The organism is Thermus sp. 2.9 (assembly GCF_000794385.1).
GTDB classification, from domain to species: Bacteria; Deinococcota; Deinococci; order Deinococcales; family Thermaceae; genus Thermus; species Thermus thalpophilus.
Genome location: NZ_JTJB01000003.1, coordinates 1 through 21428 on the forward strand (window position 1 = coordinate 1; position 21428 = coordinate 21428).

The window sequence follows — 21428 nt, forward strand, 5'->3', positions numbered from 1 at the left end:
ACAGCCCTTTTCAATACCCCCGGTTGCATATCCTTGAGGGGAAGTGGATGAGTGCAAGTTTTGAGATGCCTTTCTTTTATAGGCGCCACCACCGGAAGCGGGACGGCCGGGAGCTCATCCTCTACGGGCTTACCCCTTGGGAGGAGGCCCCTTTGCCGGAAGGGGAGGAGGCCCTGGCGCCCGCCCCCCACCTCCGCTACCACCCCTTGCGGGGGGAGTGGGTGGTCTACGCCGCCCACCGCCAGGAGCGCACCTTCCTTCCCCCAAAGGAGCACTGCCCCTTGTGCCCCAGCCGGGAAGGGGCCTTCCCCACGGAGATCCCCTTTACCCGCTTCCAGGTGGCGGTCTTTGAGAACCGCTTCCCCGCCCTGGTTTCCTCCCCTCCGTCCCCTCCTTCCGGCCTTCCCGTGGCGGCGGAAGCCGCCCGGGGCCGGTGCGAGGTGGTGGTCTACACCCCCGCCCACACGGGGAGCCTGGGCACGCTTAGCGAGGAGGAGAGGCTCCTTTTGGCCTGGGTGTGGCGGGAGCGGTACCAGGCCCTCTATAGCCTTCCCGGGGTGCGCTTCGTCATGCCCTTTGAGAACCGGGGGGAGGCGGTGGGGGTGACCCTGCACCACCCCCACGGGCAGATCTACGCCTACCCCTTCGTGCCCCCCCTTCTAGAGCGGGAAAGCGCGGCCTTCCGCGAGCGGCCTGTGCTCCAGGAGCTTATGCCCCGCCTCGAGGCCTACCGGGTGGACGAGGAGGAGGGCTTCCTGGCCTTCGTGCCCCCCTTCGCCCGCTACCCCTACGAGGTCTGGGTGGCCCCCCGGGAGCGGCACCCAGGCCCCTGGACCTTTGGGGAAGGGGAGATGGCGGCCTTCGCCCGGCTTTTGGGCCGGGTGGTGGCCCGCTACGACGCCCTCTTTGGCGAGCCCTTTCCCTACGTGATGGTCTTCCACGCCGCGCCCTTGGGGGAGGAGCGCACCTTCCATTTCCACGTGGAGTTCTACCCTCCAAAGCGCACCCGGGACAAGCTCAAGTTTTTGGCGGGAACGGAGCTTGGGGCGGGGACCTTCGTGGTGGACGCCCTGCCCGAGGACACGGCGCGGCGGCTTAGGGAGGTGTTATGAGCTATCTTTTAGCCCTAGACCAAGGCACCACGTCCTGCCGGGCCATTCTCTTCACTTTGGAGGGGAGGCCCGTTGCGGTGGCCCAGCGGGCCTTTGCCCAGCTCTACCCCAGGCCGGGCTGGGTGGAGCACGACCCCCTGGAGATCTGGGAGACCACCCTGTGGGCGGCCAGGGAGGTGCTGCGGCGGGCGGGGGTGGAGGCCCGGGAGGTGTTGGCCCTGGGCATCGCCAACCAGCGGGAGACCACCTTGGTGTGGGAAAGGGATACGGGGCGGCCCCTCCATAACGCCATCGTCTGGCAGGACCGCCGCACGGCTCCTCTTTGCGAGGCCCTGAGGGAGCGGGGACTAGAGGGGCTCTTCCGGTCCCGCACCGGGCTCCTTTTGGACCCCTACTTCTCCGCCAGCAAACTCCTATGGCTTTTGGAGAACGTCCCAGGGCTAAGGGGGCGGGCGGAGCGGGGGGAGGTGTGCTTCGGGACCGTGGACACCTGGCTCCTCTGGCACCTCACGGGGGGCAAGGTCCACGCCACCGACCCCACCAACGCCAGCCGCACCCTGCTTTTCAACCTCCAGAGCCTCACCTGGGACGAGGAGCTTCTCGCCGCCTTGGAGATCCCAAGAGCCCTTCTCCCCGAGGTGCGCCCCTCGGACGGGGACTTTGGGACCACCCTTCCGGAACTCCTTGGGGCCCCCTTGCCCATCCGAGGGGTTTTGGGGGACCAACAGGCGGCCCTCTTGGGGCAGGCGGCTTTGGGGGCGGGGGAGGGGAAGTGCACCTATGGCACCGGGGCCTTCCTCCTCCTGAACACGGGGGAGCGGCCGGTGTTCGCCGAGGGGGGCCTTCTCACCACCCTGGCCTGGCACCTCCGGGGGCGGGCCACCTACGCCCTGGAGGGGAGCGTCTTCGTGGCGGGGGCGGCGCTGGGATGGCTTCAGGAGGTGGGCCTCCTGGGGGAGAGCGCCGAGGCGGGACGGCTGGCCGAGGAGGTGGCGGACACGGGGGGCGTCTACTTCGTCCCCGCCTTCACGGGGCTGGGGGCCCCCTACTGGGACCCCTACGCCCGGGGGGCCATCCTGGGGCTCACCCGGGGCACGGGACGGGCCCACCTGGCGCGGGCGGCCCTGGAGGGGGTGGCCTTCTCCGTGCGGGACGTGGCCCTGGCCATGGCGGGGGCGGCGGGGCTTCCCCTCAAGGCCCTGAAGGCGGACGGGGGCATGGCGCAGAGCGACGCCTTCCTGGCCATCCAGGCGGACCTCCTGGGGGCGCCGGTGCTCCGGCCCAAGACCACGGAGACCACCGCCTTGGGGGCGGCCTTCGCCGCGGGGATGGGGTCGGGGGCGCTTGCCCTTGAGGACCTCCCCGCCCTGTGGCGGGAGGAGGCCCGCTTCCTCCCCCGGATGCCGGAGGGGGAACGGGCGCGGCGTTACCGCCTTTGGCGGAAGGCGGTGGAGCGGGCCCTGGGCTGGGCGGGGGAGGGGTGATGCCCTGGGAACGGGAGGCGCTTTGGGAAGGGCTTAAGGAACCCCTGGACCTCCTCATCCTGGGGGGCGGGGCCACGGGGGCGGGGGTCCTCTGGGAGGCCACCTTGAGGGGCCTCAAGGCCGCCTTGGTGGAGGCGAGGGACTTCGGCGCGGGGACGAGCTCCCGCTCCACCAAACTCCTCCACGGGGGCGTGCGCTACCTGGAGCTGGCCCTTAAGCGCCTGGACCGGCGGCAGCTCAAGCTGGTAATGGACGCCCTCCACGAGCGCCGGGTGGTGATGGACCTGGCTCCCCACCTGGCCCACCCCCTCCCCCTCCTCACCCCCCTCTTCCGCCCCCTGGAACTCCCCTACTACGGGACGGGCCTCATGCTCTACGACCTCCTTTCGGGGCGAAGACGCCTCGGCCCCACCCGCTACCTCCCCCCCCAGGCGGTGGCGGCCCACTTCCCCCAGCTGCCCAAGACCCTGGGGGGCATCCTCTACTGGGACGGGCAGTTTTTGGACCACCGCCTCACCCTCGCCCTCCTCCTCTCCGCCCTCCACCGGGGGGCCACTGCCCTGAACCACGCCGAGGCCACCGCCTTCCTCCTCCAAGGGGGAAGGGTGGCGGGGGCGGTGGTGCGGGACCGCCTCACGGGGAAGGAGGTGGAGGTCTACGCCAGGGCGGTGGTGAACGCCACCGGCCCCCTCACCGACCGCACCCGCCACCTCCTGGACCCTGACCTCCCCCCCCTCCTCACCCCCTCCTCCGGGGCCCACCTGGTCCTGGACTACCCCTTGCGGATGGGCCTCCTCCTGCCCAAGACGAGGGACGGCCGGGTGCTTTTCCTCCTGCCCTACCGGGGCAAGGCCCTCCTCGGCACCACCGACCTCCCCGCCGAGGCCACTTCTTGCCCCCTCCCCCGGGAGGAGGAGGTGGCCTACCTCCTGGAGGAGGTGCGGCCCTACCTGGGGGACCTCTCCCCCCACATCCGGGCGGTCTGGTCCGGGCTCCGGCCCCTGGTGGGGCGGGGGGAGACCCGGCTTTTGGTGCGGGACCACCTCATCGCGGAGGAGCGGGGGCTCTACACCCTCACCGGGGGCAAGTGGACCACCTTCCGCCTCATGGCCAAGGACCTCTTGGACCGCCTGGACCGGGACCTGAGCCTGGGGCTTCCCGCCTCCACCTCCCACGCCACGCCCCTATGGGGGGCGGGGCCCAAGCCCGCCTTGGACCTTCCTTCCGAGGTGGGGGAGTACCTCTACCACACCTACGGGAAGGAGGCGGGGAGGGTGGCGGCCTTGGGGGATAGGCCCCTTGTGCCCGGGCTTCCCCACCTGGAGGGGGAGGTGGTCTACGCCGTGCGGGAGGAGCTGGCCTGGAAGCCCCTGGACGTTTTGGTGCGGCGGATGGGCCTTGGGCTTTTGGACCAGGAGAAGGCGAAGGAGGCCCTGCCCCGGGTGGTGGAGCTCATGGCAAGCCTCCTGGGCTGGGACCAGGGGCGGAAGGAGGCGGAGCGGAAGGAGGCCGAGGCCGCCTTGCCCGGGCTTTGCTAGCCCTCCTCCGCCCGCTGCACCGCCTGAGTTTCCCGCAGGATGGCCCGCACCCTTTCCCCGGGGATGGTCTCCTCCCGGAGGAGCTCCTCCGCCAGGCGGTGCATGGCCTCGGCGTGGGCCAAAAGCACCTCCCGGGCCCGGGCGTAGGCCTCGTCCAGGATCTTCCGGATGTCCTGGTCAATGAGGCGGGCGGTTTCCTCGGAGTGGTCCTTTTTCTTGGCGATCTCCTCCCCCAGGAAGATAGGGCCGGAGTCCGACCCCCAGGCGATGTTCCTAAAGTGCTCCCCCATGCCCCAGTCCAGGACCATGCGCTTGGCGAGCTGAGTGGCCCGCTTGAAGTCGTCCTGGGCCCCGGTGGTCACGGTGCCGGTGAAGAGCTCCTCCGCCACCCGGCCCGCCATGAGGACGGAAAGCTCGTCCATGAGGTGTTCCCGGGAGACCAAAACCCGCTCTTCCGGCTTGCTCCACCGGGCCCCCAGGGCCATGCCCCGGGGCACGATGGACACCTTTTCCGTCTTGTCGGCGTGGGGCAGGACCTCCCCCACCACGGCGTGGCCCGCTTCGTGGTAGGCCACGGCCCGCTTTTCCTCGGGGGAGAGCTTGAGGGCGGGGCGCTCCAGGCCGAGGACAATCTTGTCCAGGGCCTTGAGGAAGTGGTCCTTGCGGATTTTCTTTTCCCCGTCCCGGGCGGCCAGGAGGGCGGCCTCGTTCACCAGGTTCTTGAGGTCGGCCCCGGAGAAGCCGGGGGTGAGGTGGGCGAGCTCCAAGGCGTCCACGTCCTCGGCGATGGGTTTGCCCCGCATGTGGACGAGGAGGATGTCCTTCCGTTCCTCCAAAGAGGGAAGTCCCACCACCACCTGGCGGTCAAAGCGCCCCGGGCGCAACAGGGCGGGGTCCAGGATGTCGGGGCGGTTGGTGGCGGCGAGGACGATGACGGAGGTGTCCTTCTCAAACCCGTCCATCTCCGAAAGGATTTGGTTTAGGGTCTGCTCCCGTTCGTCGTGGCCGCCCCCGATGCCCGCTCCCGCTTGCGCCGATGGAGTCCAGCTCGTCAATGAAGATGATGCTGGGGGCGCTTCTCCTGGCGTCCTCAAAGAGGCTCCGCACCCGGCTCGCCCCCACGCCCACGAACATCTCCATGAACTCGCTGGCGGAAACGGAGAAGAAGGGCACCCCCGCCTCCCCCGCCACCGCCCGGGCCAAAAGGGTTTTGCCCGTGCCCGGGGGGCCCACCAGGAGGACGCCTTTAGGGATCTCCGCCCCCAACTCCAGGTACTTCTTGGGGTTCTTGAGGAAGTCCACCACCTCCATGAGCTCGCGCTTGGCCTCCTCGTGGCCGGCCACGTCCTTGAAGGTGGTGTTGACCTTGCGCTCTTTGCCGTAGAGCTTGGCCCGGCTTTGGCCAAACTGCATCACCTGGCCCGCCCCGCCTTGGGCTCGCATGAAGAAGAACCAGAAGAAGAGGATGAGGAGGAGGGTGGGGCCCACGTAGAGGAGGAGCTGGGGCCAGAAGGAAGGGGCCTTGGTCACCACCCGGACGCCGTTTTCCTCCAGGAAGCGTAAGAGATCGGGGTCCGCCACCTGGGTGGGGGGCAGGGGCACCTGGAAGCGGCGGGCCACCTGGCTGCCCCCTTGCGGGGTGGGGAAGCGCTCGGGCTCCTTGAGGGCGCCCAGGATGCGGGTTTCCTCCAGGGTCACCTCCGCCACCTTGCCTTGGCGTACCAGCTCCCGGAACTCGGTGTAGGAGAGGGTGGGGGCCGGGGGGCCGGTGAAGGCGGTGTAGGCCAGGTAGCCTAAGAGGAGCAGAAAGATCAGGGTAAAGGGGTTCAAGCGTTGCGGCAACATCTACCTCCCTTGCCCTATGGTAGCGCCTTACCGGGTGAGAGGACTGAAGGCTGTGGTATCCTCTAGCGGCGATGAGGGGGGTCCTCGAGGCCCTGCACCAGGGGGACTACGACACCGCCATAGAGCGCCTCACCCGCAAGGCCCTCTTCGGTTCCAAGGAGGAGGCCAAGGAAGCCCTTTTGCTCCTGGCCGAGGTGCATAGCCTCTACGGGGAGGAGGGGCTGGAGCGGGCCCATCGGGCCTTGGAGGAGGCTTATGAGCTCGGGGAGCTGGAGTATAACCCCCTTTACCGGGCCCTTTTGGCCGAGCTTCTGGCCCTGGAGGGGCGGAGCGAGCGGGAGGTTCTCCCCCTCTTCCTCCCCACGGAGGACCCCCGGGCCCTTTACCACCAGGCCCAGGCCCTCTTTTACCTGGGCCGCTTTGAAGAGGTCTTGGGGACGCTCAGGGAGGGGCTTCCCGCCTTCTTGGCCTGGCGGGCGGAGGCGCTAAAGGGGAGGGCCCTGGAGCGGCTTGGCCGCCACCGGGAGGCAGCCACGGCCTACGAGCGGGGGGCGGAGCTCGCCCTGGGGCTTGAGCGCTACTGGCTCCTTCTGGACGCCGCCGCCATGTGGGTGGAGGCGGGGGAAGGGGAGCGGGCCCTTGTGGCCTTGAAGGAGGCGGAGGAGGAGGTGGGGGAGATGGAAGGGGTGGAGGACGCCGCCACCCGCCACTACCTCCTGGCCCGGGCCCACCTCCTCTTGGAAAACCCCAACCGGGCCCTGGAGGAGGTGCAGGAGGCCCTGAGGAAGGAGGAGGAAAGCGGCCACAGGGCCTACGGCACCCCCCTCCTCATGGGGCAGATCCTGCAAAGGCTCGGCCGCCACGAGGAGGCCATGGGGGCTTATCGGGAAGCCCTGGCCAGGGCCCAAGGGGAGGAGCGGCCTTACGTGCTCCACGAGATGGGGGTAGCGGCCTTGGACCAGGGGGCTTTCCTCGAGGCCGAGGCGTACCTCAGGGCCCTGGTGGAGGAGGAGGGCTACCCCTACCGGGCCCAGGCCCTGGCGGACCTGGCGGAGGCCCTCTACCGCCAGGGGCGCTACCAGGAGGCGGAAACCGTGGCCAAGGAGGCCATGGCCCAAGGGGCGGAGGCGGCGGGGGAGCTCATCCTGGGCCACGTGGCCTACGACCTCATGCACCTGGAGGAGGCCCTGGCCCACTACCGCAAGGCGGCGGAGCTTTCCGAGGAGGGGAGCCGGGAGTGGGTGGGGGCCCAGGAGATGGTGGTGGACACCTTGGCCCAGTTGGGCTACCGCTTCCCGGAGGAGATCCTGGCCCGCGCCGAGGCGGTGCTGCCCCACGTCCACCCCGCCGACGAGTGGCACCAGGCCCTCCTGGCCTACCGGGAGCGGGCCGAGGCCATTCTGCGCCAGGGCCGGCGGCCCAACTAGCCCCGCCGCAAGGGGCTTAGGGCCCTGAGCACCTCCTGGGCCCGGAGGGGCTTGGGCAGGTGGAGGACCCGCAAGGGGCGGAAGAGGAGGCCCGGGGGGGTTTCGCTCACCAGGTACAAGGAGGCGAGCTTCCCCTCGGGGTGGGACCGGATCCTGCGGGCCATCTCCAGGGCCTTTTCCCCTTGCACGATGACGCCCTTGGGCCTTTCCTTGAGGAGCCTTAGGGCCATCTCCAGGTCCTTGGCCAAGAGGACGCGGAAGCGGTGGGCCTCGAGGAGGTAAAGAAGAAGCCTCCGCACCACCCCGCTTGGTCGTGTCAAGATTTATGTGTAAGCGTCTGTGTACGGGGGGCATACCTCTCCCGAAGCATCCCTTCCAACACCTCCTGCACCTCGGCAAAACCCTTCAACCTCCGCTCCGCCCACCTCCCTTCCTGCCGCTCGGACTCCAGGTACAAAAGCTTGTACACCGCCTCTCCCTTGGGAAACTTGTGGTCCCGCACCTTCGTCCCACGCCTCACTTCCCGAATAAACCGCTCCATCAGGTTAGTGCTGCGAAGATAGGGCCAGAGCACCTGGGGGTAATCGTGGAAACGGAGCAGAGCCCCCGAGTTCTCCCACCAGGAGGCCACCAGGGAAGGGTACCTGGCACCCCAGGCCTCCCTCAGCCTCTCCAAAGCACCCAGGGCTTCCTGTCGGCTCCCCGCCATGTACACCCCCTTCAGGTCTTGGGCCAAAAGAGCCCTGTCCCGGGAACGCACCTGCCCCAGGCTAGAGCGCACCATGTGCACCACGCACCGCTGCCACCCCGCCATGGGATAAACCCTCCTGATGGCCTCCTCTATCCCAGGTAGACCATCGGTGACCAACAGCAACACCCGCCTTAGCCCCCTTTCCCAAAGCTCCTTCAGCACCTCCCCCCAGGCATGGGCGTTCTCCGTGGAAGGAGCCAGAAGCCCAGAACCTGCCTCTCCCCTTTGGGGGTCACCCCCAGGGCCACGTATACGGCCGCCCTCTCCACCCCAAGTCCCTCCCTGAGCACCTTCAAGAAAAAGCCATCCAGGTAAACAAAGGCCATCTCCTCCGGCAAAGGCCGCTTCTGGAAAGCCTCGGCCGCTTCCAGCACCTGGTCGGTGATGGCGCTGATGGTTTCGTGGGTGTACCGGTGGCCCAGCAAGAGGCTCATCACCTCCGCCGCTTTGCGTTGACTCACCCCAGCGGCGTAAAGGGCAATGGCCACCTCCCCCACGTCCACCTGACGGCGGGCATAGGGTTGAAGGAGGCTGGGATAGTATTTCCCTTCCCGATCCCGGGGGATGGCCAGCTTCACCTGGCCAAAGGCGGTCTCCAGCTTGCGGGGGTAGTAGCCGTTCTTGCGTCCCCCGTGCTGGCGCAAGAAGGCTTCCCGGTCGGCGTCCAGGAGAATCTGCAAGACCTCGGTCACCGTCTGCCTCACCGCTTCCCTTAGCATCACCTGCAAGGTATCCTGGTCCACGGGGTACCTCCTTCCTAATCCTGGTACCCCCCTTTTATACACAAACCCCTACACATAATTCCTTACACGACCCCCCGCTTTCCGCCAGGACTAAGAGGCTGTCGTAAAAGGGTGGTATTCTTGAGGGATGAGCTCTAGACGATCTTACCCCAGCGACCTCAGCGATGCGGAGTGGGCCCTCCTGGAGCCCCTCATCCCAGCCCCCAAGCCCGGCGGCCGACCCGCCAAGGTGCCGAGGAGAGAAATCGTTAACGCCATCCTTTACGTCCTGGAAAACGGCATCAAGTGGCGGGCTATGCCCCATGACTTGCCCCACTGGTCCACCGTCTACCACTACTTCCGCAAGTGGCAGAAGGAAGGCATTTGGGAGAAGGCCGTCCAGGCCCTGGCCCGCCAGGACCGGGAGCGAGAAGGGAGGCAAGCTTCGCCCAGCGCTCTGGTGATGGATAGCCAGTCCGTCAAGACCACGGAAAAAGGGGGCCCCGAGGGAACGACGGGGCGAAAAAGGTCAAGGGGAGAAAGCGCCAAATCTTGACGGACACGGGGGGTCGCTTGCTGAAGGCCTTCGTGCACCCGGCCAACGAGCACGATAAGCGGGGTGGGGAGGCCTTGCTCCTGGGGATGGACCTCTCCCTTTGGCCAAGGGTGCGGAAGCTCTTTGTGGACTGGGGGTACAGGGGCCTCAAGGGGCTCGCTTCTTCCCTGGGGCTGGAGCTTGAGGTGGTGGCCCGTCCCTACGCGGGGGTGCGTGGGGTCTGGGTGCGGGAGGGGGAGGAGGCGCCGGAGCTTCCGCGGGAGAGGGGGTTCAAGCCCTTGCCCAAGCGGTGGGTGGTGGAGCGGACCTTCGCCTGGCTTGGGCGGAATCGGCGGCTTGCCAAGGACTACGAAGCTAACCCTCGGGTGAGCGAGGCCTGGGTGTATCTGGGCATGCTACGCTTGTTGGTGAAGCGGCTGGCTAGGGCCGCGTAGCTGGCCGTGGAGGACTTTTACGACAGCCTCTAAGACCAAGGGGTCTTCCGCCAGGAGGGTGGAAGGGCGCACCAGGCCCCGGCTTTTGAGCTCAAAAAGGAGGTGGTAGACCTCCTCCTCCGGCAGGCCAGAAAGGAGGGCCACGCTCCGGGCCCGCCGCACCCCGTCCAGGTGCTCCAACACCGCCCAAGCCTCCGGGGGCAGGGGATGGCGGGTGGGGTCTTCCACCAGGTGAAAGACCTCGTCCGGGTCCACCTGGCCCCGGCGCCACTCGTCCAGGCGTCTCGCCGCTTCCATGAGGGCGGCGTCCGTGTCCAGGGTGTGGGGGAGGGCCACCTGGCTCCCCTCCGTGAGGGGCTCGGCCAGGACCTCCCCTTCCTTTTCTCCCAAAAGGGTGGCCAGGGCCTCCAGGACCTGGGCCTCCAGGGCCTCCCTTAGCTCCTCCTCCCCGATGAGGCCGAGCTCCAAGGCCAAGGCCCCCAAGGGGGTGCCGGGGTTTTCCCGGCCCTGGCGCTCCACGAGCTCCTGCACTTCCTCCAGGGTGAGGTGGCCGAGGCGCACCAGGTACTCCCCCAGGTGGGGGCCCGGCTCGGTGCGGGCGTAGAGGATGCGCCCGCCCAGGAGGTGGACCCGGCCGTAGATGCGGCCCTGGAAGGCCACCACGGCGCTTTTCCGCTGGGCGGAAAGGGCTTTTAGGAGTTCGCCCAGGTCCAGTTCCTCGAGGGTGGCCCGGATCATGCTAGAGGAGGGGTTCTGCGGGGGGCGGGTAGCCCAGGTGGCGGTAGGCCCGCTCCGTGGCCACCCGGCCCCGGGGGGTGCGCTTGAGGAGGCCCTGCTGGATGAGGTAGGGCTCGTGCACCTCCTCCAGGGTCCCGGGGTCCTCCGAAACCGCCGTGGCCAGGGTGGCGAGGCCCACGGGCCCACCCCCGAAGCGGAGGATGAGGGCCTCGAGGATCTCCCGGTCCCGCTTTTCCAGGCCGAGCTCGTCCAGGCCCAAGGCGGCCAGGGCCTCCTTGGCCCTTTCCGGGGTGATGACCCCTTCCCCCGCCACCTGGGCGAAGTCCCGCACCCGGCGGAAAAGCCGCTTGGCGATGCGCATGGTGCCCCGGCTCCGCTTGGCGATCTCCATGGCGGCCTCTTCCGTGATCTCCACCCCCAGGAGCCCGGCGTCCCGTCGGATCCCTTGGGCGAGCTCTTCCAAGGAGTAGTACTCCAGGTGCTCCACGATGCCGAAGCGGCTCCTCAGGGGAGCGGTGATGAGGCCGGGGCGGGTGGTGGCCCCGATCAAGGTGAAGCGGGGAAGCTCCAGGCGGATGGTCCGCGCCGCCGGCCCCTGGCCGATGACGATGTCCATCTTGAAGTCCTCCATGGCCGGGTAGAGGTGCTCCTCCGCTTGGCGGCTCAGGCGGTGGATCTCGTCAATGAAGAGGATGTCCCCCTCCTCCAGGGAGTTGGCCAAGATGGCCGCCAGGTCCCCAGGCTTTTCTATGGCGGGCCCCGAGGTGACGCGGAGGTTCACCCCAAGCTCGTGGGCGATCACGTGGGCCAGGGTGGTCTTGCCCAGGCCGGGGGGGCCAAAGAGGAGGAGGTGCTCCAGGGGTTCCCCCCGGGCCTTGGCGGCCTCGAGGTAGACCCTAAGCTTCTTCTTTAGCCTTTCCTGGCCGATGTACTCGTCCAGGGTCTTGGGCCTTAGGGCGAAGTCCGGGTAAACCTCCACGCCCTTTCATGATAGCCTTTTCCCGTGCGGCGCACGGTGAAGGAGTTTCGCGAGGCCAAGGGCAAGCGGCTCGTCTACCTCACAGCGTACGATTACCCCACCGCCCGCCTGGCGGAGGCGGCGGGGGTGGACGCCATTTTGGTGGGGGACTCCTTGGGCATGGTGGTCCTGGGCTACCCCTCCACCGTCCCGGTGAGTCTGGAGGAGATGCTCCACCACACCAAGGCCGCCAGGCGGGGGGCGCCCGACACCTTCTTGGTGGCGGACCTCCCCTACCTCTCCTACGCCACCTTGGACCGGGCCTTGAGTGCGGCGGAGCGCCTCCTTAAGGAGGGCGGGGCCGACGCGGTGAAGCTAGAGGGGGGCGAGGAGGTGGCGGAGATCGTCCGGGGCCTCACCCGGGCCGGGGTTCCGGTCTTGGGGCACGTGGGCCTCACCCCCCAGACGGCGAGCCAGCTCGGGGGCTATAAGCTCCAGGGCAAGCGGCCCGAGGAGGCGGAGCGCATCCTAAAAGGTGCCATGGCCTTGGAGGAGGCGGGGGCCTATGGGGTGGTGCTGGAGATGGTCCCCGCCCTCTTGGCCAAGGAGATCACGGGGCGGCTTTCCATCCACACCGTGGGCATCGGGGCTGGGCCCTATACGGACGCCCAGGTCCTGGTCTTCCACGACGTGGTGGGGCTTTACGGGGAGTTCAAGCCCCGCTTCGTGAAGCGCTATTTGGAGGCGGGGAAGCTGATCCAAGAAGCCCTTGTCCAGTACGCCAAGGAGGTGCGGGAGGGGGTTTTCCCCGGCCCTGAGCATAGCTTCTAGCCCTACAATGAAGGCCGTGGTGCGCTTTCAGGCGGAAGGGGTGCGCCTGGACCAGGCGGTGGCCGAGGCCTGCGGGGTGAGCCGGGCCCGGGCCCAGGCCTGGATTGCCCAGGGCCGGGTGCGGGTGGGGGAACGGGTGGTGGAAAAACCCTCCTACCGCTTGAAGGGGGAAGAGGTCCACGTGGAGCCCCCGGAGGAGCGGCCCATGGTGGTGCCGGAGGACCTTTCCCCTTCCCCTGCTTTATGAGGACGAGGACCTTCCTGGTCCTGAACAAGCCCCCGGGCCTTCCTCACCCCACCCCGCCCCTGGGGTCTACACGGGGTACCGTGGTGAACGCCCTTTTTGGGCCGCTATTTGGAGGTTCCGGAAGCCCTTCCCCCCGCTCGGCCTGAACTGGTGCGCCCGGGCATCGTCCACCGCCTGGACAAGGACACGAGCGGCGTTTTGGTGGTGGCCAAGCACCCGGGGGCGGTGGAGGCCCTCTCCCGCGCCTTCCGCGACCGGCTCGTGATGAAGCGCTACCTGGCCCTCACCGAGGGACACCCCAAGGAGGGCACCCTCATCGCCCCCATCGGGCGCCACCCGGTGGAGCGGCACAAGATGCACGTGGGGGGTGTGGCTCCCCGCTACGCCGAGACGGAGTTTAGGATTTTGGCCACCGCCGGGCCCCACGCCTTGGTGGAGGCCAGGCCCCACACGGGGCGCACCCACCAGATCCGGGTGCACCTGAAGCACCTAAAGGCCCCCATCCTGGGGGATGAGGTTTACGGCAGGAAAAGCCCCCATATCCCCCGCCAGGCCCTGCACGCCTACGAGCTCCGGATCCCCCATCCCCGCACCGGGCGCATCTTGGAGTTTGTGGCCCCGGTGCCCCCCGATATGGTGCGGGCATGGGGGGCGGTGGGGGGGGTGTGGCCGGGGGATATTCTCCTGGAAGGGTATACTGGGGCCTAATGAGCGCTTCCCAGGCCTTTCCGGTAGCGGAAAGCCTGCCCGAAGAGGCGGGCCAGCCCCGTCTCTACGTGGGGGACGCTCGGGAGGTGCTTACCCGCCTGCCCGAGGCCTCCGTGCACCTGGTTCTCACCTCACCCCCCTACTGGACCCTGAAGCGCTACGAGGACATGCCCGGGCAACTGGGCCACGTGGAGGACTACGAAGCCTTCCTGGACGAGCTGGACAAGGTGTGGCGGGAGGTTTACCGGGTCCTGGCCCCCGGGGGGCGGCTCGTCATCGTGGTGGGGGATGTGGCCGTGGCCCGGAGGCGCTTTGGGCGCCACCTGGTCTTCCCCCTCCACGCCGACATCCAGGTGCGCTGCCGGAAGGTGGGCTTTGACAACCTCAACCCCATCCTATGGCACAAGCACACCAACGCCGCCCTCGAGGCGGACCGCCCCGGGTTCTTCCTGGGCAGGCCCTACGAGCCCGGGGCCATCATCAAGACCGAGGTGGAATACATCCTCATGCAAAGGAAGCCCGGGGGCTACCGCAAGCCCACCCCGGCGCAGCGGGAGGCCTCCCGCATCCCCAAAGAACTCTTTGCCCGCTGGTTCCGGCAAATCTGGGACGACATTCCCGGGGAAAGCACCAAGGCCCACCCGGCGCCCTTCCCGTTGGAGCTGGCGGAGAGGCTCGTGCGCATGTTCAGCTTCGTGGGGGATGTGGTGCTAGACCCCTTCGCCGGCACCGGCACCACCCTCATCGCCGCCGCCAAGTGGGGGCGGAGGGCCCTTGGGGTGGAGCTGGTGCCCCGGTACGCTGAGCTCGCCCAAAGGCGCTTTGCCCAGGAGGTTCCCGGGGGCTCCTTGGAGGTTTGGGATGGGATCCCAGGACTTGGCCCGTGAGCTGGAGGGGGTGCTGGAAGGACTGATCCACACCTCCTCCCAGGACAGCGGGCGCCAAAACCGCCTCGCTGACTACCTGATGGGGCGCTTGCGCGCGCGTCTTCCTTCCCACCTTTGGCCCTATCTGGAACCGGAAGTCCAGGTGCCAGGGTTGGCGCGGGAAAAGGCTTGGGACCTGGGGTTGGTCTACCCGATGGGGCCCACGCTTCCCAAAAAGCCCCGGCTTCTCCTTTCCCTTAAGTCCATTTTGAAAAACCCTTCGGGCTCCTGGCCCAACCGCTTGGATGACCTGGTGGGGGAGGTTTCCTCGGTGCAGATGCTTTTCCCCGAGGTGGTGGTGGGCTACGTGGTGGTCCTGGACCATGGGGCGCCCACCAAGCGAAAGGGCGTCTACAGACAACCTGAAGGGGACGAGCTTTTGCCCATCTATGCTCGCTTCAAGGACGGGCTTGCCGCTTTGGCGCGAAGGCGGCCCCCCCTTTGGGCCCAGGGGCTGGTGGAGGCCCATTGGGTCTTGGAGATAGATACAAGGAAACGGCCGCTTTTGCAAAACCCCCAGGAAACGGCCCGTGCGGGCGAGGCCTTTTTAGACCTTTTGGTGGGGGCCTTGCGCCAGCGGGAGCCCCTGCTTTTCCTAGGCCAGGGCCAGTAGCCCCTTTAGCGCCCTGCCCAGGCGGCGCACGCCCTCTTCTATGCGCGCTCGGTCCATGGTGGCGTAAGAGAGCCTCAGGGTGTTCTCCCCGCCCCCGTTGGCGAAGAAGGGGCCTCCGGGCACAAAGGCCACGTTTTCCTCTATGGCCCGTTGGAAGAGGCGCTCGGCGGAAAGCCCCTCGGGTAGCGTCATCCAGACGAACATCCCACCCTGGGGCCGGGTGTAGCGGACCCCCTCGGGCATCTCCCGGTCCAAGGCGGAAAGCATGGCCAGGGCCTTTTCCCGGTAGGTCCTGCGGATGAGGGCGAGGCGCTCGGAAAAGCCCTCCTGCACCAGGGCGTGGACCAGCATCTGGTTGAGGACGGGGGTGTGGAGGTCGGACCCCTGCTTGGCCTGGGTGAGCTTGCGGATGGCCTCGAGGTTCCCGGCCGCAAAGGCCACCCGGAGGCCCGGCGCGAGGATTTTGGAAAAGCTTCCCAGGTAAATGACCCCCGGGTAGCCCGCCTGCCGGGCGAGCTCAAAGAGGCTGGGAAGCCTGCTTTCCCCAAAGTAGAGCTCCCGGTAGGCGTCGTCCTCCACCACCACCAGGCCCCGTTCCATGGCCATGGCCAGGAGGCGCTGGCGGGCGGGAAGGGGCATGAGGCCCCCCGAGGGGTTTTGGAAGGAGGGGATGAGGTAGAGGAAGCGGGGGCGCTCCCGCTTCAGGACCTCCTCCAAGGCCTCCAGGTCCGGCCCCTCCTCCCCAGTGGGCGCGGTGAGGAAGCGGGGGCCATAGGGGCGGAAGGCCTGGATGGCCCCCATGTAGCTGGGGGCTTCCAGGAGGAGGGGGCTTCCCTCGTCCAGGAAGACCTTGCCCAGGAGGTCTAGGGCCTGCTGGCTTCCCGTGGTGATGAGGACCTCCTCCGGGTTGAGGCCGAGCCAGTCCGCCACCCAGGCCCTAAGGGGAAGGTAGCCCTCCGTGGGGCCATACTGCAAGGCCACCTCCCCCTTTTCCCGCAAGATGGCCGCCACCTTTTCCGCCGCCAGGTCCTTGGGGAAGAGGTCGGGGGCGGGAAGCCCCCCGGCGAAGCTGATGACCCCCGGGCGCTGGGTGAGCTTGAGGAGCTCCCGGATGGTGGAGGCCTGGATGCGGCCCGCCCTTTCGCCGAAAAGGGTACTCCAGTCCAGGGTTCTCACTTACCCATTCTACGCCTTAGGGGAAAAGGCGGCGGTAAGCTTCCAGGGCGTAGCGGTCCGTCATGCCGGCGATGTAGTCGCACACCGCCCGCTCCAGGCCCTCCTCGAGGATGCGCCCCTGCACCTCCTTGGGCAGGGTTTCCGGGTAGCGGGTGTAGGCGCGGAAAAGCCCTTCCAGGGCGGTTTCGGCCTTGAGCCTTTCCCGAAGCACCTCGGGGTGGCGGTAGAAGCGCTCAAACAAGAAAGCCTTTAGCTCTTTGAGCGCCGCTTCCGCCTCCTCCGTGAGGGTGGCGAGGCGGCTGGGATGGTGGCGCACCGCCTCGGCGCTGTGCACCTGGGCCCTTTCCAGGCGGGCGTGGGTGGCCTCAATGGCGGCGGTGATGAAGTAGCCCAAAAGTTGCCGCACCAGAACCCGCCGCTCCAACTCGGGAAGCCGCAGGAGGTCCAGCCCTTCCTCCTGGGCCAGGGCCTTGAGGAGGGGGACGTCCAGAAGCTCCTCCGGGCGCAAAAGCCCCGCCCTTAGCCCGTCGTCCAGGTCGTGGGCGGCGTAGGCGATGGCGTCGGAGAGGTCCACCACCTGGGCCTCGAGGGTGCCCTGCCCTTGGTACTGTTCCTTGAAGCCCGGGACATAGGCGGCCTCGTGGGTGGCGATCCCCTCCAGGACCTCGTAGGTCAGGTTGAGGCCGCGGAAGCCGGGGTAGCGCACCTCCAAGTGGGTGAGGATGCGCAGGGCCTGGGCGTTGTGCTCAAAGCCCCCGTGGTCCTTCATGAGCTCGTGCAGGACCTTTTCTCCCGTGTGGCCGAAGGGGGGGTGGCCCAGGTCGTGGGAGAGGGCGATGGCCTCGGTGAGGTCCTCGTTGAGGCCTAGGGCGCGGGCGATGGAGCGGGACACCTGGGCCACCTCCAGGGTGTGGGTGAGGCGGGTGCGGTAGTAGTCCCCGGCCCAACCGGGAAGCACCTGGGTCTTGTACTCCAGGCGGCGGAAGGCGGTGGTGTGGAGGATGCGGTCCCGGTCCTTCTGGTAGGGGGTGCGGAAGGAGGACTCGGGCTCGGGGTGCATGCGCCCCCGGGTGTCCCTGGCCTTTTGCGCATAGGGGGCGAGGCGGGCGGCCTCCAGCTCCAGAAGGGTTTCCCGGGGGAAGAGCATCTAGACCCGCTTGAAGAGGAGAACGGCGTTGTGGCCGCCAAAGGCGAAGGAGTTGGAAAGGGCGTAGTCCACCTTTGCTTCCCGAGGCTCGGGGACGAAGTCCAAGTCCAGCTCAGGGTCGGGGTCTTCCAGGTTGAGGGTGGGGGGGATTACCCCGTGATAAAGCGCCTGCACCGTGGCGATGGCCTCCACCGCTCCCGCCGCCCCCAGGAGGTGGCCGATCATGCTCTTGGTGCTGGAAACCATGAGGCGCTTGGCGTGCTCCCCGAAGACCTGCTTGATGGCTAACACCTCCGCCCTATCCCCCACAGGGGTGGAGGTGCCGTGGGCGTTGATGTAGCCCACGGCCTCGGGGGGCACCTGGGCGTCCTCGAGGGCCCGCTTCATGGCCAAGGCGGCCCCCTTCCCTTCGGGGTGGGGCTCGGTGATGTGGTGGGCGTCAGCGCTCCGGCCGAAGCCCACGATCTCGGCGTAAATCCTGGCTCCCCGCTTTTGGGCGTGCTCGTACGCTTCCAGGACCAGGACCCCGGCTCCTTCCCCCATGACGAACCCGTCCCGGCTTAGGGTGAAGGGGCGGCTCGCCTTATGGGGCTCCTCGTTCCGGGTGGAAAGGGCCCGCATCACGGCGAAGGCCCCGATGGCCATGGGGGTGATGGCCGCCTCCGTCCCCCCGGCAATGACCACGTCCGCCTCCCCCAGCTGGATCATGCGGAAGGCCTGGCCGATGGCGTCCGAGCCGGTAGCGCAGGCGGTGACGGCGGTGGTGGAAGGCCCCATGAAGCCGTAGCGCATGGCGATGTGGGCCGAGGCCATGTTGGCGATCATCATGGGGATGAAGAAGGGGCTGATGCGGTTGGGGCCCCTTTCTAGGAAGACCTTGCTCTGCGCTTCCCAGGTTTCCATGCCCCCGATGCCCGTGCCCACCAAGGTGCCCACCCGCTCGGGGTTCAGCGTCCCCGGTTCCAGCCCGGCGTCCTTGAGGGCCAGCTCGGCGGCGATGAGGGCGTACTGGGCGAAGCGGTCCAGGCGCTTGATCTCCTTCTTGTCCAGGTAGGCTTCCGCGTCCACGTCCACCTCGGCGGCGATGCGCACGGGGAGCGCCGAGGCGTCAAACCGGGTGATGGTGCGGACCCCGCTTTTACCCTCCAGTTGGGCTTTGTGGAAGGCCTCCTGGCCCACCCCGATGGGGGTAAGGGCCCCGAGGCCGGTGACCACCACGCGTCGCATGGGCGCAGTATACCGCCAAAAGGAAAGCGCCGGACGGGCCAAATCCCCAAAACCCGCCCGGCGCCCCCCTTAAGCCCCTAGCTTGCCCTTGATGTAGGCCACCGCGTCCTTCACGGTGCGGATCTTCTCCGCCTCCTCGTCGGAAATCTCCAAGCCGAACTCGTCCTCCAGGCCCATGATGAGCTCCACGGTGTCCAGGGAGTCCGCGCCCAGGTCCTCAATGAAGCGGGCCTCGAGGGTGATCTTCTCCGGCTCCACCTGGAGCTTGTCCGCGATAACCGCCTTGACCTTTTCAAAGATTTCCTGCTCCGTCATGAAAACCTCCCTGGGGGATTTTACCACCTAGTGGGGGGTAAGCCCCCCGTCCACGCAAAGGGTCTGGCCGGTGATGTAGCCCGCCCCTTCGCTCACCAAGAAGGCCACCGCCTCGGCCACGTCCTCGGGCCGGCCGAAGCGCCCGGCGGGGATCTGCTTGAGGTAGGCTTCCCGCACCTCTTGGGGGAGCCTTTCCGTCATCTCCGTCTCAATGAACCCCGGGGCCACGGCGTTCACCGTGATGCCCCTTTGGGCGTACTCCTTGGCCACGGCCCGGGTGAAGCCGATGAGCCCCGCCTTGGAGGCCACGTAGTTGGCCTGGCCCGGGTTGCCCAAAAGCCCCACCACGCTGGTGATGTTCACGATGCGCCCGAAGCGGGCCTTCATCATGAGCTTGATGGCCTCGCGGGTGGTGCGGAAGACGGCGGAGAGGTTGGCCTCCAAAACCAGCTCCCAGTCCTCGTCCTTCATGCGCACGAGGAGGGTGTCCCGGGTGATGCCGGCGTTGTTCACCAGGGTGTCTAGCCCTCCTAAAAGCTCCGCCGCCTGGTGGACGAGGGCGGTGGCCGCCTCCGCCTCCAAGAGGTTCGCCCCCAGGATCCCCACCAAGGGGCTTCCCAAGCGGCGGGCTTCTTCCGCCACTTCCTCCGCCCTCTCGCGGTTTTGCCCGTAGTGGATGGCCAGGGCAAAGCCCTCCTGGGCCAGGCGAAGGGCGATGGCCCGGCCGATGCCCCGGCTGGCTCCGGTGACGAGCGCTCTACGCATCCTGCACCTCCAAAGCCTTCCTTAAGCTTTCCGGATCGGTAACGGAAAGGGCCTCCACACCCTCTAGGGTGCGGGCTACGAGGCCCTTCAGGACCTCCCCGCTCCCGAACTCCAAAAAGCGCCGCACGCCCCGCCTTTCCATGTCCATTAGGATCTCCACCCAGCGCACCGGGGCGGTGATCTGCTCCAGGAGGAGGTGCCGGATGGCCTCGGGGTCCTCCTCCGGCTTTGCGGTGACGTTGGAGTAAACGGGGAAAAGGGGTTTGCGGAAGGGGATTCCTGCCAGGTCCCGGGCGAGCCGCTCCTTGGCGGGGGCCATGAGGGAGGAGTGGAAGGGGGCGGAAACGGGCAAGTAGACCACGCGGGCCCGGAGGGCCTTAAGCCTTTCCGCCGCCCGCTCCACCGCTTCCTTCCGCCCCGAGATCACCGTCTGCTCGGGGGCGTTGAGGTTGGCGATCTCCACCCCCTCTAGCCCTTCCAGGGCGGCTTGGATCTCCGCCAGGGGAAGCTTCAGGATGGCGGCCATGGCCCCCTGGCCTTTGGGCACCGCCTCCTGCATGTACCGCCCCCGTAGGCGCACAAGCCTCAGGGCGTCCTCCAGCTCCAGGGTCCCCGCGGCCACGTGGGCCGTCCACTCCCCCAAGGAGTGCCCCGCGGCCAGGGCCGGGGGCTTCCCCCCTTGTCCCAGGTAGGCGCGGTAGGCGGCGTAGCCCACGGCCAGGAGGGCGGGCTGCTGGTTTTCCGTGAGGGTGAGGGCCTCCTCAGGGCCTTCCCACATGAGCCGGAGGAGGCCCGGCAGCGCCGCCTCGGCCCGGTCCAGGACCTCCTTGGCCTCGGGGAAGGCCTCGTAGAGGGCTTTCCCCATCCCCACCTTATGGGAGCCCTGGCCGGGGAAGAGGGCGGCTTTCATCAGGCACCTCCCCAAGTGAGGACCGCCGCCGCCCAGGTGAGGCCGGCGCCGAAGGAAACCAAGAGGACGTGGTCCCCTTCCCGGATGCGCCCGGCGTCCACCGCCTCCTTCAGGGCCAGGGGGATGGAGGCGGTGGAGGTGTTGCCGTAGCGGTCCACGTTCACCACCACCCGCTCCCAGGGGAGGCCGAGCCGCTCCCGGGCGGCGTCAATGATGCGCAGGTTGGCTTGGTGCGGGACGAAGACCTTGATGTCCTCGGGGGTGAGGCCGGCCTTTTCTATGGCCTCGAGGGTGGCGGTGTTCATCACCCGCACGGCGAACTTGAAGACCTCCCGCCCGTTCATGTACAGGCGGTTCCGCATGGAGGTGCCGTCGGGAAGCCGGGGGGCCACGCAGGCGTGGAAGAGCTCCTTGGCCCCCGAGCCGTCCGCCCCCAGGACGAAGGATTTAAAGCCGAAGCCCTCCCGCACCTTCCCCACCACCGCCGCTCCCCCGGCGTCCCCGAAGAGGACGGCGGTGGCCCGGTCGTTCCAGTCCAGGATCTTGGAAAGGGCCTCGGCCCCCACCACCAGAACCTTGCGGGCCAGGCCCGCCTCCACCAGGGCGTGGGCCTGGGCCAGTCCGTAGACCCACCCCGGGCAGCCCGCCAGGAGGTCGTAGGCGAAGGCGTTCAGGCCGAAGCGGGCCTGGACCAAGGCGGCGGTGTCGGGGAAAAGGGCGTCCGGGGTGTTGGTGGCCACGATGACCCCGTCCACCCCTTCCAGGGCCCCCGGGTGGCGGGCGAGGAGGTCCTCCACCGCCTTAAACGCCAGGTCCGAGGTGTACTCGTCCTCCGCGGCGATGCGCCGCTCCCGGATCCCCGTGCGGGTGACGATCCACTCGTCCGAGGTGTCCAGGTAGGCCTCAAACTCCTCGTTTTTCATGACCCTTTGGGGCGCGTACGCCCCTAAGGCCAGGATGCCGCTCATGCCGGACCTCCCGTCATGGGCCTTACTATA

16 protein-coding genes and 5 pseudogenes are annotated in these 21428 nt (G+C 68.0%); 9 read left to right on the forward strand and 12 right to left on the reverse strand.

From position 1 onward, the window contains the following. Positions 1–65: 65 nt before the first annotated feature. Genes galT through QT17_RS01540 form a run of 3 tightly spaced genes read left to right on the forward strand, consistent with a single transcriptional unit; the run spans position 66 to position 4134 of the window. Positions 66–1112, forward strand: coding sequence for a galactose-1-phosphate uridylyltransferase (gene galT / locus QT17_RS01530; RefSeq protein WP_039455555.1), 1047 nt, complete (start codon positions 66–68; stop codon positions 1110–1112). Continuing rightward, positions 1109–2596 carry a glycerol kinase GlpK gene (gene glpK / locus QT17_RS01535; RefSeq protein ID WP_039455557.1) on the forward strand — a complete coding sequence of 496 codons (1488 nt, stop codon included), beginning with the start codon at positions 1109–1111 and terminating at the stop codon, positions 2594–2596. Before galT ends, glpK begins: the two co-directional genes overlap by 4 nt. After that, the gene (locus QT17_RS01540; protein ID WP_039455558.1) at positions 2596–4134 is read left to right on the forward strand and encodes an FAD-dependent oxidoreductase; all 1539 of its coding nucleotides are present in this window, start codon (positions 2596–2598) and stop codon (positions 4132–4134) included. The genes glpK and QT17_RS01540 overlap by 1 nt, the downstream gene beginning before the upstream one ends. Here the strand turns inward: QT17_RS01540 and ftsH are convergent. Beyond that, positions 4131–5976, reverse strand: a pseudogene (gene ftsH / locus QT17_RS01545) (ATP-dependent zinc metalloprotease FtsH). The gene QT17_RS01540 and the pseudogene ftsH overlap by 4 nt on opposite strands. 74 nt (positions 5977–6050) lie before the next feature. Between ftsH and QT17_RS01550 the strand changes: the two are divergent. Further along, positions 6051–7406, forward strand: a complete 1356-nt coding sequence (locus tag QT17_RS01550; RefSeq protein ID WP_039455560.1) for a tetratricopeptide repeat protein — start codon at positions 6051–6053, stop codon at positions 7404–7406. On the opposite strand, the pseudogene QT17_RS01555 reads toward QT17_RS01550, so the two are convergent. Further along, positions 7403–7714, reverse strand: a pseudogene (locus tag QT17_RS01555) (hypothetical protein); the annotation flags it as partial. The gene QT17_RS01550 and the pseudogene QT17_RS01555 overlap by 4 nt on opposite strands. Before the next feature lie 8 nt (positions 7715–7722). Further along, positions 7723–8876, reverse strand: a pseudogene (locus QT17_RS01560) (IS256 family transposase). A 151-nt stretch (positions 8877–9027) separates the two neighbouring features. Between QT17_RS01560 and QT17_RS13545 the strand changes: the two are divergent. After that, a protein-coding gene (locus QT17_RS13545; protein ID WP_244346638.1) for an IS5 family transposase occupies positions 9028–9869 on the forward strand; the annotation gives its coding sequence in 2 pieces (ribosomal slippage) (positions 9028–9391 and positions 9391–9869; 843 coding nt in all). Between the two features lie 30 nt (positions 9870–9899). Here the strand turns inward: QT17_RS13545 and QT17_RS01575 are convergent. Then, positions 9900–10607 (reverse strand): annotated as a pseudogene (locus QT17_RS01575) (DUF4388 domain-containing protein); the annotation flags it as partial. A 1-nt stretch (position 10608) separates the two neighbouring features. Next, on the reverse strand, positions 10609–11586 hold the full coding sequence (gene ruvB / locus QT17_RS01580) for a Holliday junction branch migration DNA helicase RuvB (RefSeq protein ID WP_039455563.1): 978 nt from the start codon (positions 11584–11586) through the stop codon (positions 10609–10611). A gap of 24 nt (positions 11587–11610) precedes the next feature. On the opposite strand from ruvB, the gene panB reads away from it, so the two are divergent. The 4 genes and pseudogenes from panB to QT17_RS01600 all read left to right on the forward strand — a co-directional run bounded on the left by panB (position 11611) and on the right by QT17_RS01600 (position 14890). Beyond that, positions 11611–12396: a 3-methyl-2-oxobutanoate hydroxymethyltransferase gene (gene panB / locus QT17_RS01585; RefSeq protein ID WP_039455564.1), complete on the forward strand. Its 786-nt coding sequence runs from the start codon at positions 11611–11613 to the stop codon at positions 12394–12396. A 7-nt stretch (positions 12397–12403) separates the two neighbouring features. Further along, positions 12404–13351, forward strand: a pseudogene (locus QT17_RS01590) (RluA family pseudouridine synthase). Next, complete coding sequence (locus QT17_RS01595) at positions 13351–14238, forward strand: site-specific DNA-methyltransferase (RefSeq protein WP_052155134.1); 888 nt, start codon at positions 13351–13353, stop codon at positions 14236–14238. The pseudogene QT17_RS01590 and the gene QT17_RS01595 overlap by 1 nt, the downstream one beginning before the upstream one ends. After that, positions 14213–14890: a hypothetical protein gene (locus tag QT17_RS01600; protein WP_039455566.1), complete on the forward strand. Its 678-nt coding sequence runs from the start codon at positions 14213–14215 to the stop codon at positions 14888–14890. Before QT17_RS01595 ends, QT17_RS01600 begins: the two co-directional genes overlap by 26 nt. Here the strand turns inward: QT17_RS01600 and lysN are convergent. From lysN to QT17_RS01635, 7 genes are all read right to left on the reverse strand, one after another. After that, positions 14873–16066 carry a 2-aminoadipate transaminase gene (gene lysN, locus QT17_RS01605; RefSeq protein ID WP_039455567.1) on the reverse strand — a complete coding sequence of 398 codons (1194 nt, stop codon included), beginning with the start codon at positions 16064–16066 and terminating at the stop codon, positions 14873–14875. The genes QT17_RS01600 and lysN overlap by 18 nt on opposite strands. Before the next feature lie 16 nt (positions 16067–16082). Then, a complete protein-coding gene (locus QT17_RS01610; protein WP_039455568.1) occupies positions 16083–17213 on the reverse strand; it encodes a deoxyguanosinetriphosphate triphosphohydrolase in 1131 nt (376 codons plus the stop codon). Continuing rightward, a complete protein-coding gene (fabF, locus tag QT17_RS01615) occupies positions 17214–18440 on the reverse strand; it encodes a beta-ketoacyl-ACP synthase II (RefSeq protein WP_039455570.1) in 1227 nt (408 codons plus the stop codon). 69 nt (positions 18441–18509) lie between these two features. Further along, entirely contained in the window at positions 18510–18755 is a 246-nt protein-coding gene (gene acpP, locus QT17_RS01620) for an acyl carrier protein (protein WP_039455572.1), read from the reverse strand. Between the two features lie 27 nt (positions 18756–18782). Then, positions 18783–19520, reverse strand: a complete 738-nt coding sequence (gene fabG / locus QT17_RS01625; protein WP_039455574.1) for a 3-oxoacyl-[acyl-carrier-protein] reductase — start codon at positions 19518–19520, stop codon at positions 18783–18785. Next, positions 19513–20430 carry an ACP S-malonyltransferase gene (fabD, locus tag QT17_RS01630; protein WP_039455576.1) on the reverse strand — a complete coding sequence of 306 codons (918 nt, stop codon included), beginning with the start codon at positions 20428–20430 and terminating at the stop codon, positions 19513–19515. Before fabD ends, fabG begins: the two co-directional genes overlap by 8 nt. Further along, the gene (locus QT17_RS01635) at positions 20430–21398 is read right to left on the reverse strand and encodes a beta-ketoacyl-ACP synthase III (RefSeq protein WP_039455577.1); all 969 of its coding nucleotides are present in this window, start codon (positions 21396–21398) and stop codon (positions 20430–20432) included. Before QT17_RS01635 ends, fabD begins: the two co-directional genes overlap by 1 nt. Positions 21399–21428: the final 30 nt, after the last annotated feature.

Bases quoted from the DNA above. Each gene is read 5' to 3' on its own strand.
- galT (WP_039455555.1), top strand. From the start codon at position 66: ATGCCTTTCTTTTATAGGCGCCACCACCGGAAGCGGGACGGCCGGGAG.
- glpK (WP_039455557.1), top strand. From the start codon at position 1,109: ATGAGCTATCTTTTAGCCCTAGACCAAGGCACCACGTCCTGCCGGGCC.
- QT17_RS01540 (WP_039455558.1), top strand. From the start codon at position 2,596: ATGCCCTGGGAACGGGAGGCGCTTTGGGAAGGGCTTAAGGAACCCCTG.
- QT17_RS01550 (WP_039455560.1), top strand. From the start codon at position 6,051: ATGAGGGGGGTCCTCGAGGCCCTGCACCAGGGGGACTACGACACCGCC.
- QT17_RS01595 (WP_052155134.1), top strand. From the start codon at position 13,351: ATGAGCGCTTCCCAGGCCTTTCCGGTAGCGGAAAGCCTGCCCGAAGAG.
- QT17_RS01600 (WP_039455566.1), top strand. From the start codon at position 14,213: ATGGGATCCCAGGACTTGGCCCGTGAGCTGGAGGGGGTGCTGGAAGGA.
- QT17_RS01610 (WP_039455568.1), bottom strand. From the start codon at position 17,213: ATGCTCTTCCCCCGGGAAACCCTTCTGGAGCTGGAGGCCGCCCGCCTC.
- fabF (WP_039455570.1), bottom strand. From the start codon at position 18,440: ATGCGACGCGTGGTGGTCACCGGCCTCGGGGCCCTTACCCCCATCGGG.
- acpP (WP_039455572.1), bottom strand. From the start codon at position 18,755: ATGACGGAGCAGGAAATCTTTGAAAAGGTCAAGGCGGTTATCGCGGAC.
- fabG (WP_039455574.1), bottom strand. From the start codon at position 19,520: ATGCGTAGAGCGCTCGTCACCGGAGCCAGCCGGGGCATCGGCCGGGCC.
- fabD (WP_039455576.1), bottom strand. From the start codon at position 20,430: ATGAAAGCCGCCCTCTTCCCCGGCCAGGGCTCCCATAAGGTGGGGATG.
- QT17_RS01635 (WP_039455577.1), bottom strand. From the start codon at position 21,398: ATGAGCGGCATCCTGGCCTTAGGGGCGTACGCGCCCCAAAGGGTCATG.